The following is a 10,828-nucleotide window of genomic DNA, read 5'->3' on the forward strand; positions in this document are numbered from 1 at the left end:
CATGAGAAAACACAATTTAAATTCTATCTATTCAATGAGCTATTGTCTGCTCACTCTTACCCATCACGTCCTCTTCCACAGATAAAGGAAGTGGATTTATATCTTCGCTTTCAATAGGATCTGGCATCCTCAATAATGCATGTCTTAGAACTTCTTCCATAAAAGACACAGGTATGATTTCTAATCTATTCTTGATATTTTCAGGCATTTCCATCAAATCTTTAACATTTTCTTCAGGAATCAAAACTTTTGTGATACCTGCTCTTAAGGCAGCAAGAAGCTTTTCTTTTAGCCCTCCTATTGGCAAAATGCGCCCACGAAGAGTCAATTCGCCTGTCATGGCAACATTTTTATAAACTGGGATAGACGTCATAACAGAAACCACTGCTGTCGCCATAGCAATTCCTGCGGACGGACCATCTTTCGGCGTAGCAGCTTCCGGAACATGAACATGTATATTAGTATCGTTAAATGCGGAAGGAGAAATACCAAAAGTCATCGCCCTTGACCTAACATAAGAAGATGCTGCTAGGATAGATTCTTTCATTATTTCCTTAAGATTTCCTGTAATTGTAATTTTTCCTTTTCCAGGCATAATGACACCTTCTACCGTTAATATCTCACCTCCTACCTCAGTCCAAGCCAATCCAGTAACAATACCGACTTGATTCTCTCCTTCCATTTTACCATATTGATAACGTGGAATTCCCAAGTAATCTTGCAAGTTATCTTCGTTTACAGATACCATCTGTTCACTACCCTTGACAATCTTAGTAACAGCCTTACGTGCCAATTTCATTAATGATCGTTCCAAATTACGAACTCCAGCTTCACGCGTAAAAGAACGAATTATATCCAATAAAACAGCATCATTAACAGAAAACTCTTCTGCCCGAAGAGCATTTTCCCTTAAAACTTTTTTGAGAAGATGGTTTTTGGCTATTTGTAATTTCTCTTCTTCTGTATACCCAGCAATACGGATGATTTCCATACGATCCATCAACGGAAGAGGAATATTTAACGTATTAGCCGTCATAATAAACATAACATCAGAAAGATCATACTCAACTTCTAAATAATGATCAACAAATGTAGAATTTTGAGCTGGATCTAACACTTCTAATAACGCCGCAGAAGGATCCCCTCGAAGGTCTGACCCCATTTTATCTACCTCGTCCAGTAAAAGCAAAGGATTGCTCTTTTTAGCTTTTTTAAGTGACTGTATAATCCTACCAGGCATAGAGCCTATATAAGTTCTACGATGTCCTCGAATATCTGATTCATCGTAAACACCACCAAGAGAAATACGCACATATTGACGTCCTGTTGCCCTTGCAATAGATTGCGCCAATGATGTTTTTCCAACACCTGGAGGCCCTACAAAACAAAGAATTAATCCCTTATTCTTAGCTACCCGCATCTGAACTGCCAAATACTCGATAATGCGCTCTTTAACTTTTTCAAGACCAAAATGATCTTGATCAAGAATATGGGTAGCAAAATCAAGATCTTTTTTAGTCTTTGATTTTTTATCCCATGGAACGCCCAAAAGCCAATCCAAGTAATTGCGTACAACAGAAGATTCAGCAGATAGAGGATTCATTTGCCGTAACTTTTGTAATTCAGACAAAGCTTTTTCACGTGCTTCCTTCGAAAGCTTTGTTCTAGAAATACGTACTTCAAAGTCTCTTATTTCATCACAACCTTCTTCTCCGTCGTCAAGCTCCTTCTGGATTGCCTTCATTTGCTCATTTAAATAATATTCACGTTGCGTTTTCTCCATTTGACGCTTTACGCGAGAACGTATACGCTTTTCAATCTGTAAAATAGATATTTCGCCTTCCATTAATACAAGTAATATTTCAAGACGTTCTTTTACAGAAATAGCTTCTAATATCTTTTGCCGATCAATCACTTTAATCGATAAATTAGCAGCAACAACATCAGACAATTTTGAAAAATCTTCAATCTGAGTAGTTGTTCCCATAACTTCAGGAGAAATCTTTTTGTTAAATTTTATATAATTACTAAATTCTGAGATAACAGAACGACTAAGAGCTTCAATTTCAATTGCATCCTCAACAGGATCCAGACATACTTGAGTTATAGCTTCTACAAAATCTTCTCGCTCTATGTATTCAATAATACGTGCTCGGACACTTCCCTCAACCAAAATTTTTACAGTATCATCGGGCAACCTGAGAATTTGCAATATATCAACTATGGTCCCAATTCTATAAACAGAAGAGGCAATCGGATTTTCTTCATCTGAGTTCAGTTGAGTAACAAGGACAATCTTCTTATGAGAGGCCATCGCCTCGTCAAGAGCACGAATAGACTTTTCACGTCCCACGAACAATGGGACAATCATATGTGGGAAAACCACAATATCACGTAACGGTAAAAGTGGATAAATTACATTATCAACGGCACAACGATCTTTATCTGCACTCTCAGAGGTAATACCTATTTTTTTTTCATCGTCTTGATTCAAAACCGCCCACCAAAATACAAATAAATTATAACATTTAACATCGCAGACTGCGAGATTTATAAATGCAATTTCAATCTTCAATCCTGCAATATATCTGAATAATCAATAAAAAGATATATCAACCGGGAACTTAAGGATGATTTTAGTTAATAACTAGAACATCATTAAATCACTATATCACACATACATAACCCAAACTTTTCCATCTCCCCAACAACCAATCCAAATTATTTCTATTATCTATAGGAAATCTAAGCGGAAACGTTCGCCTTTTCCTCCCCCCTATCGACATATATATTCAAAGGACGCGCTTTACCTTTCACAACATCATCAGAAATGATAATACCATTAACCCCTTTAAGAACAGGTAATTCAAACATAGTATCAAGAAGTATTTTCTCCATTATAGAGCGTAAACCACGCGCTCCCGTTTTATGAATAATCGCACGTCTAGCAATTTCTCTTAAAGCATCCTCATGGAAAACAAGCTCTATATCTTCCATTTCAAAAAGACATTGATACTGTTTTACTAAAGCATTTTTAGGCTCGGAAAGAATTCTAATAAGAGAATCTTCATCAAGATCTTCAAGGGTGGCTAATACAGGTAAACGCCCTATAAATTCTGGGATTAATCCAAATTTCACAAGATCTTCTGACTCAATATTGCGCAAAACTTCTCCGACAGGACGATCATCTGAATTCTTGACAACAGCGGAAAAACCTATAGACGCTTTTTCTCCCCGCGCAGAAATTATTCGATCTAAACCTGCGAATGCGCCTCCACAAATAAACAAAATATTGGTCGTATCTACTTGTAAAAATTCTTGCTGAGGATGCTTTCTTCCCCCTTGTGGCGGAACAGAAGCAATAGTCCCTTCCATAATTTTCAAAAGCGCTTGCTGAACCCCTTCTCCTGAAACATCACGTGTGATAGAAGGATTGTCCGATTTTCTAGAAATCTTATCTACTTCATCAATATATACTATGCCACGCTGAGCACGTTCTACGTTATAATCTGCGGCTTGCAATAATTTAAGAATAATATTTTCAACATCTTCACCAACATAACCAGCTTCTGTCAAAGTTGTAGCGTCGGCCATTGTAAAAGGAACATCAATGATACGCGCTAACGTTTGGGCAAGATAAGTTTTACCACATCCCGTAGGACCTACTAAAAGAATATTAGACTTTGCAAGTTCTACGCTACTATTCTTTGAAGAGTGCGCTAAACGTTTGTAGTGATTATGAACAGCAACTGCTAAAACTTTTTTTGCCTGCCCTTGCCCGATGACGTATTCGTCAAGAACCTGAAGAATATCTTGAGGAGTCGGGACACCTTCATGCGACTTAGAAATAGAAGATTTGTTCTCTTCACGAATAATATCCATACATAATTCAACACATTCATCACATATAAATACCGTGGGACCTGCGATTAATTTCCGCACTTCGTGCTGACTTTTACCACAAAAGGAACAATAAAGCGCGTTCTTTGAGACACTACCATTACTACCGGCCTTACTCATAGAATCCCCCCTTAATTATCACGCTACACAAAAAAATATTTTAAATAGATTAGAATACATCTAGCATTCTCTTTTTACTTAAATGTATAATTCTCTATTACCATAAAATACGCTTTCCTTTACAAAAACATTTATTCCTTAGCATTTATACACAATTTTAAATATCTACGTAGGTATCAAAAAAGTACACGACCAAAAAAATTGGATCATTCTTCCAAAAATTACTATACACAAAATCTGGAAACCACCTCATTTACCCCCTTCTTCAATATCAACACGAGACATCAATACCTTGTCAATCAAACCCCAAGCATGCGCATCTTCAGCAGACATAAAACAATCACGATCTAATGTCTGTTCTACTTCCTCATATACCCTACCACAATGCTTGACATATATATTATTCAAACGATGCTTGATTTTAATAATATCGCGAGCATGACGTTCAATGTCGGAAGCCTGACCTGAAAAACCTCCAGATGGCTGATGGAGCATGATACGTGCATTAGGCAACGCAAAACGCATACCCTTCTTTCCTGCGGCTAAAAGCAAAGAACCCATAGAAGCTGCCTGTCCTATACAAAGAGTAGAAACAGGAGGTTTAATAAACTGCATAGTATCATAAATTGCCATACCAGCAGTCACCACTCCCCCCGGAGAATTGATATAGAGAGATATTTCCTTTTGCGGATTTTCCGCCTCAAGAAATAATAGCTGAGCACATATAAGCGCTGCCATATGATCTTCAATCTGACCAGTGATAAAAACAATCCGTTCTTTAAGAAGACGGGAATATATATCGTAAGAACGCTCCCCCCGATTGGTCTGTTCCACAACCATTGGAACAAGGCCTAAAGAAGTATCATTGAATCCCTCTCTCGCATATTCTTCAAAAATCACTCCTAAAGACTCCTTATCAGATATTCATATATACTCAAAATTCTATTTCCCAAATAACGATCCAGTGTAGCAATCAATTTTTTGAATCATCCGCACAATTCAAAACCAAAACTCCCATATAAATACCTACAAAATATTAACGTAATTGAGAAAAAACAAACTATTTTCGCGAAAAGACAAAAACAAAAACAAAAAATCATTAACTTCTATCCTCACGCAATTATAACGGAAGCAAAAGATGTTACAATAACTATATCACTTTATTCAAAGCTATAATGTGATTCATCCATGCATTACTATGTTGATACAACAAATAAAAATAGAGGCTATAATTTAAAATAAATATTTTCTACCATGGTAATAATGCCATAAAATCAAAGACTAGAGTACGTTTATTTGAATAAAATATCACCAAAACCAAATAAAACGGCTATGAGCATGATACTCAATCCAAAGAAAGTAGAATTATTTTTACCCCTCAATACACTAATGCGCAAATGGATAATAATTCCCATTATCAACAATCTCATCAACACTATACATTAGATATCTCTTTTTTTGCAAAATTTTCACACTAACCATAAATGACATTCAAAATTAAAGACATAAAACAATGTTTGTGACAACACTAAAACATCCTTAATATCATAATCACAAACCTCAAACTCACTTACTTTCCAGATAAATATTAACCCTAACGAGATAGCTTGTCTTTTTCATAGTCTTCAAAATTACCTTCAAACCACTCAACATGACCATTCCCTTCAAAAGCCAAAATATGCGTTGCCAAACGGTCTAAAAACATACGATCATGACTAATAATAACAGCGCATCCTGCAAAATTTTCTAATGCATCCTCAAGCGAAGATAATGTTTCTGTATCCAAATCATTCGTAGGCTCATCAAGCAAAATGACATTGCCACCACTTTTTAAAATTTTTGCCAAATGAACACGACCTCTTTGCCCCCCCGAAAGCAAACCAATTCGCTGTTGTTGGTCCCCACCTTTAAAATTAAAAGCACCGCAATAAGCACGCGAATTTATTTCATGTCCATTGAGTTTTACGATATCATCTCCGCCCGAAATCTCTTCCCAAACCGTTTTTTCGGCATCCAAAGAATCTCGGCTTTGATCAACATAACTCAGACATACTGTCTCCCCAATATGGATCTCACCAGAATCAAGGGGCTCAGCTCCAGTCAGAATACGAAACAACGTCGTTTTCCCCGCTCCATTAGGCCCAATGACGCCCACAATCCCCCCTGGAGGCAACTTGAAAGAAAGATTGTTAATCAATGGACAGCCATTATAAGATTTCGAAATATTTTTAGCTTCAATAACAACATTACCCAAACGCCTTCCAACAGGAATAATAATCTGCGCATTTCCAGGATGACGATTAGAGGCCGATTCCACTAATTCTTCATAAGAACGGATACGAGCCTTTGATTTGGACTGCCGTGCTTTTGGGGAAGACACAATCCACTCTCGCTCACGCTCTATGGCTTTTTGACGGGATATTTCCTCACGACTATCCTGCTCCATGCGTTTAGCCTTCATTTGCAAATATGCAGAATAATTTCCCTGATAAGGAATTCCTTTCCCACGATCAACTTCCAAAATCCAATTTGTCACATTATCTAAGAAATAACGATCATGGGTAACCATCAGAACCGCACCAGAATATTCCCGCAAATATTTTTCCATCCACGCAATAGTTTCTGCATCAAGATGATTCGTGGGTTCATCAAGTAACAAAAGATCTGGACGCGAAAGCAACAACCTACAAAGGGCAACACGTCGCTTTTCTCCCCCTGAAAGAGAAACAACATTAGAATCGCCATCAGGACAACGAAGAGATTCTATGGCCACCTTCAATTCAGTATCAAGATTCCATAATCCTTTACTATCAATAATATCTTGTAATTTAGCAATTTCTTCTGCCGTTTCTTCAGAATAATTCATTATAAGATCATTATAACGATCAAGGATACATTGTTTGTGAGCGATTCCCTCCACAATGTTTTCCCTAACTGTTTTAGAAGGATCTAGCTGTGGCTCTTGTGGTAAATAACCAACTGTAAAGCCAGCAGCCAACCAAGCCTCTCCATTATATTCTTTGTCAATACCAGCCATAATCCGCAAAATAGTTGATTTTCCAGCGCCATTAGGTCCGAGAATACCTATCTTTGCGTCTGGATAAAAAGAAAGATTAATATCATCTAAAATCTTCTTGTTTCCAAAAACCTTATCAAGACCTGACATGTGATAAATAAACTTACGTGCCATAAAAAAAACACCTCTACTTTTTAATTGAGTTTTAGGCTAATTATGCTACTAAATAATGACTGAGAATTCAATGAACCAAATTATTTTTCTATTGGAGACAGTATTACCCTCCTTGGTATCTACGAAGAATAGGATCAACTGCATGCCACAAGAAACGCTTCAAATTGAAGACGCAACAAAAAATAAAATAGCTTATCCATGCAATCAAACACGAAAAACTCCTCGTGCTGCTATACTTGTTTGCCAAAGCATAGAAGAGAACATTGAAGATTACAATGATTTCTGCACATACCTTGCAGAAGAAAATATAGCCGCTTACATTTATAGCCATCGCAATACCATAAAAACAGCTAATAATAGTCTCCCAGGATATTCTGAAAAAGAGAATAACTCAACACCCATCATACAAGAGGTAATGAAATTACGCTCATTAATTGCTGAAAATCATGGCAATACACCCGTTCTTCTCTTCGGATATTCGCTTGGCACAGTTATTGCTCTATCTACCCTCATAAAATATCCAAAGAAATTTTCCGGCATTGCCCTATGGAATCTTGATTTGTGCTTTGAGAAATATAATTGTCTTATTATGGATTCATTTTTAAAAATAGAAAAGTTTTTCAAGGGATCCGATACTCCAAGCCGATTCATGCGTTATATGACCGAAAACATCTGGATTCGCAATAATAAAAATTGGAAACATTTGCTGGGCAACCTCACTCTAAACATAGATTCCAAAGACCACATAATAAACAATAACTACTCTCTCAACACACCTATATCAGTATGGTTAGAATTGATGTCAATGGCAACAGATATAAATGCCCAAGGCTCTTTCAATACACTCTCTAGATCCATACCTTTTTGTCTTGTTAGCGGAGGAAACCCCCTCATCAAAATTGAAGATCATTCTCAAATATATAAGCTAGCAGAAAGATTACATAACGAAGAATTTTATGATATTTCTTTGATGACATTCCCTCCTATTTTCCCTAATGACCCGCGCAACACCACTCCTCCTCAAGCAATTAAAAAATTGCGGAATTGGATAGTAAAGTCATACCTACCGAAGGTCACACCCCTCATATCTCAATATCAAAAATAGCTCTGATAAAATATCTGTTTTTTTTAATAGATATAATACTCTTATCCGTGGAAATATTCACAATATAATCACACAATTAACAAATAAAATGTATATAGGATCATTTTTAAGTTGACCATCTGCATAGATCTGCATATGTTTGTCGGATCGGGGAAAATTTCTTATATTGGATAACTCCGAGAGCGCGTAGCTCAGCTGGTAGAGCGGTCGGCTTTTAACCGGTAGGTCCTGGGTTCGAATCCCAGCGCGCTCACCAATATAATGCTCATACATACAAACATAAGCAAAAAACTTAAATTTTTTGCAAGATGGTTTTTCTTTACCCAGAAAATTCCCCCTTAATTTTTTTAAGATTATGGTAATAATTGAAGACACAATCCCTAAAAATTAAAAAGTAGAACTATATGCTAGACATTATTCCAATAATTAACGCCTAACAAATAATAGCAAAAATATTTTATGGTAAATTAAACTTCCAGCCAATTAATCTACAATGAGAAAAGAAAACACATTCAAACCATCCCTTCCTTTTGTTATTTATTGAAAGGAAGGAATCAGCCTCTTTCTCGCATAATCCGACTTTTTTGACGATCCCAATCGCGTTTTTTTTCAGTTTCACGTTTATCATAATTTTTCTTACCTTGGGCAAGAGCAAGATCAATTTTTGCTAGTCCCTTTGCATTAAAATAGATCTTCATTGGAACAAGAGTCATACCATCGCGGCGCACAGCTGCATGCAAACGACGAATTTCTTTTTTAGAAAGCAAGAGCTTGCGATTTCTTCGCGGAGAATGATTAAAACGATTAGCTTGAAGATATTCAGGAATATAGGTGTTTGTTAACCAAATTTCATCATTCTCAACAGTAGCATAAGATTCGGAAATATTGACTTTGGATACTCGCAACGACTTAACCTCGGTTCCCGTTAAGACAATACCTGCCTCGTATGAACGCAAAATATGGTAATTGTATCGCGCTTTCCGATTTTCAGATATCACTTTTAGGGATAGGTCGCTTCGAGATTTAGAACTCATATCCTCTCCTTATAAATATACCATATCAAAAAAGATCATCTATATTTCCAGTACATGCTTTCTAACATTCTCAATCATCCAGCGCAAAGCCCTATATGATCAAGCGCTTGATCGATAGCAAACATAGTCTCTTTTTCAAGAATTGACACCATAGGCGCGCGCACTAACAAAGATACATTTCTTCCCAAACGAGACAATGCATATTTCACGCTAGATATAGAAGGCTCTATAAATAGAGCTTGATGTAGAGGAAATAGTTTATCTTGATACTCAAGCGCTTGACGATAATTCCCCTCACTTATTGCTTTTTGGAATTCAGCACAAATCCTTGGCGCTACATTGGCTGTAACGGAAATACAACCCACACCTCCGTGAGCATTAAATCCCAAAGCAGAGGAATCATCTCCTGATAATTGAATAAAATCAGGACCACAAGCAATACGTTGCCCTGATGCCAATTCAATTCTTCCTGTAGCATCTTTGACACCCACTATATTGGAATAGGTTTTTACTAATTCTGCCATCGTATCAACATCCATTTCGATAACCGTACGACTTGGATTATTATAAATATAAATTGGCAAACTCACCGCGTTGGCTATTGATCCAAAATGAGCCAAAAGCCCTTTTTTATTAGGTTTATTATAATAAGGAACGACAACCAACAAAGCATCAGCACCAGTATTTTGAGCATATTGAGCCAATTCAATTGATTCCTTCGTATTATTAGAACCTGCTCCAGCCATCACAGGCACACGACCAGCAGCTGTTTTAACACATAATTCAACAACTCGGCAATGTTCTTCATATGATAAAGTAGAAGATTCACCTGTTGTCCCAGCAGGGACAAGCCCACTAGACCCCTCGGATATTTGCCATTCAATATGATCTACAAAAGAATCTTCATCAATTAAATTATCCTTTGTAAACGGCGTAATCAAAGCAGGAATAGATCCTTGAAACATAAAATACCCCCATAGAGATTATCTTTAGATAATGCCAAAATTAACAAAAATGGTATAATGTATAAAATTCATCTAGAACACTTTGATATAAAGCATATTTTTCTATATTAATATAGGGTAAACGATTTGTTAGGAAACATATAGAAAATATACTTTTCCATATTAGATCGATATTGTAATATCTTATCTTGTATTTCAAAGTAACTGTTAATGGAAAAGGTTCTTTTATATTTAAGTTCTTCTAATAACTACAAATAACTTTTATAAGCCACATATAAGCGGTTGAAATAATTTCATTTTTACAAGATATTATAAACAATCCATTGAAATAAAATTAATTTATAATGACTTCAATCCTATTATTCTTCATGAGATTCGTGTAGAAAAAATCGTAAATATACCCTTGATTAATAATAAAAAACAACCAATAGTCCATATTGTAATATGTTGCTCATATCATTTTTTAAAATAAAAGACTCATATACAGTCATTTTAATTAAGCCTTAATTCTAAA

General features: G+C 36.2%; 7 protein-coding genes and 1 tRNA gene. 2 read left to right on the plus strand and 6 right to left on the minus strand.

Translation table 11 applies throughout. The features are described 5' to 3' along the window. Positions 1-31: 31 nt before the first annotated feature. The 4 genes from lon to ettA all read right to left on the minus strand — a co-directional run bounded on the left by lon (position 32) and on the right by ettA (position 7,210). Positions 32-2,464, minus strand: coding sequence for an endopeptidase La (gene lon / locus CKC_RS05240; protein ID WP_044054403.1), 2,433 nt, complete (start codon positions 2,462-2,464; stop codon positions 32-34). A gap of 281 nt (positions 2,465-2,745) precedes the next feature. Further along, complete coding sequence (gene clpX, locus CKC_RS05245; protein WP_013462484.1) at positions 2,746-4,020, minus strand: ATP-dependent Clp protease ATP-binding subunit ClpX; 1,275 nt, start codon at positions 4,018-4,020, stop codon at positions 2,746-2,748. A gap of 249 nt (positions 4,021-4,269) precedes the next feature. Next, entirely contained in the window at positions 4,270-4,920 is a 651-nt protein-coding gene (clpP, locus tag CKC_RS05250; protein WP_013462485.1) for an ATP-dependent Clp endopeptidase proteolytic subunit ClpP, read from the minus strand. Positions 4,921-5,614: 694 nt separating this feature from the next. Then, the gene (ettA, locus tag CKC_RS05255; protein WP_013462487.1) at positions 5,615-7,210 is read right to left on the minus strand and encodes an energy-dependent translational throttle protein EttA; all 1,596 of its coding nucleotides are present in this window, start codon (positions 7,208-7,210) and stop codon (positions 5,615-5,617) included. Positions 7,211-7,352: 142 nt separating this feature from the next. Between ettA and CKC_RS05260 the strand changes: the two genes are divergently transcribed. Continuing rightward, positions 7,353-8,315: an alpha/beta hydrolase gene (locus CKC_RS05260; protein ID WP_013462488.1), complete on the plus strand. Its 963-nt coding sequence runs from the start codon at positions 7,353-7,355 to the stop codon at positions 8,313-8,315. Between the two features lie 180 nt (positions 8,316-8,495). Beyond that, positions 8,496-8,571 (plus strand) — tRNA-Lys (locus CKC_RS05265). A 298-nt stretch (positions 8,572-8,869) separates the two neighbouring features. On the opposite strand, the gene smpB is transcribed toward CKC_RS05265, so the two are convergent. Beyond that, on the minus strand, positions 8,870-9,349 hold the full coding sequence (gene smpB, locus CKC_RS05270) for an SsrA-binding protein SmpB (protein WP_013462489.1): 480 nt from the start codon (positions 9,347-9,349) through the stop codon (positions 8,870-8,872). A gap of 74 nt (positions 9,350-9,423) precedes the next feature. Continuing rightward, on the minus strand, positions 9,424-10,314 hold the full coding sequence (gene dapA / locus CKC_RS05275; protein ID WP_013462490.1) for a 4-hydroxy-tetrahydrodipicolinate synthase: 891 nt from the start codon (positions 10,312-10,314) through the stop codon (positions 9,424-9,426). Positions 10,315-10,828 lie beyond the last annotated feature (514 nt).

The organism is Candidatus Liberibacter solanacearum CLso-ZC1, from assembly GCF_000183665.1.
GTDB classification, from domain to species: Bacteria; Pseudomonadota; Alphaproteobacteria; order Rhizobiales; family Rhizobiaceae; genus Liberibacter; species Liberibacter solanacearum.

Excerpts from the sequence above, each read along its gene's own strand:
- ettA (WP_013462487.1), bottom strand. The coding sequence starts at position 7,210 with ATGGCACGTAAGTTTATTTATCACATGTCAGGTCTTGATAAGGTTTTT.
- dapA (WP_013462490.1), bottom strand. The coding sequence starts at position 10,314 with ATGTTTCAAGGATCTATTCCTGCTTTGATTACGCCGTTTACAAAGGAT.
- clpX (WP_013462484.1), bottom strand. The coding sequence starts at position 4,020 with ATGAGTAAGGCCGGTAGTAATGGTAGTGTCTCAAAGAACGCGCTTTAT.
- smpB (WP_013462489.1), bottom strand. The coding sequence starts at position 9,349 with ATGAGTTCTAAATCTCGAAGCGACCTATCCCTAAAAGTGATATCTGAA.
- CKC_RS05260 (WP_013462488.1), top strand. The coding sequence starts at position 7,353 with ATGCCACAAGAAACGCTTCAAATTGAAGACGCAACAAAAAATAAAATA.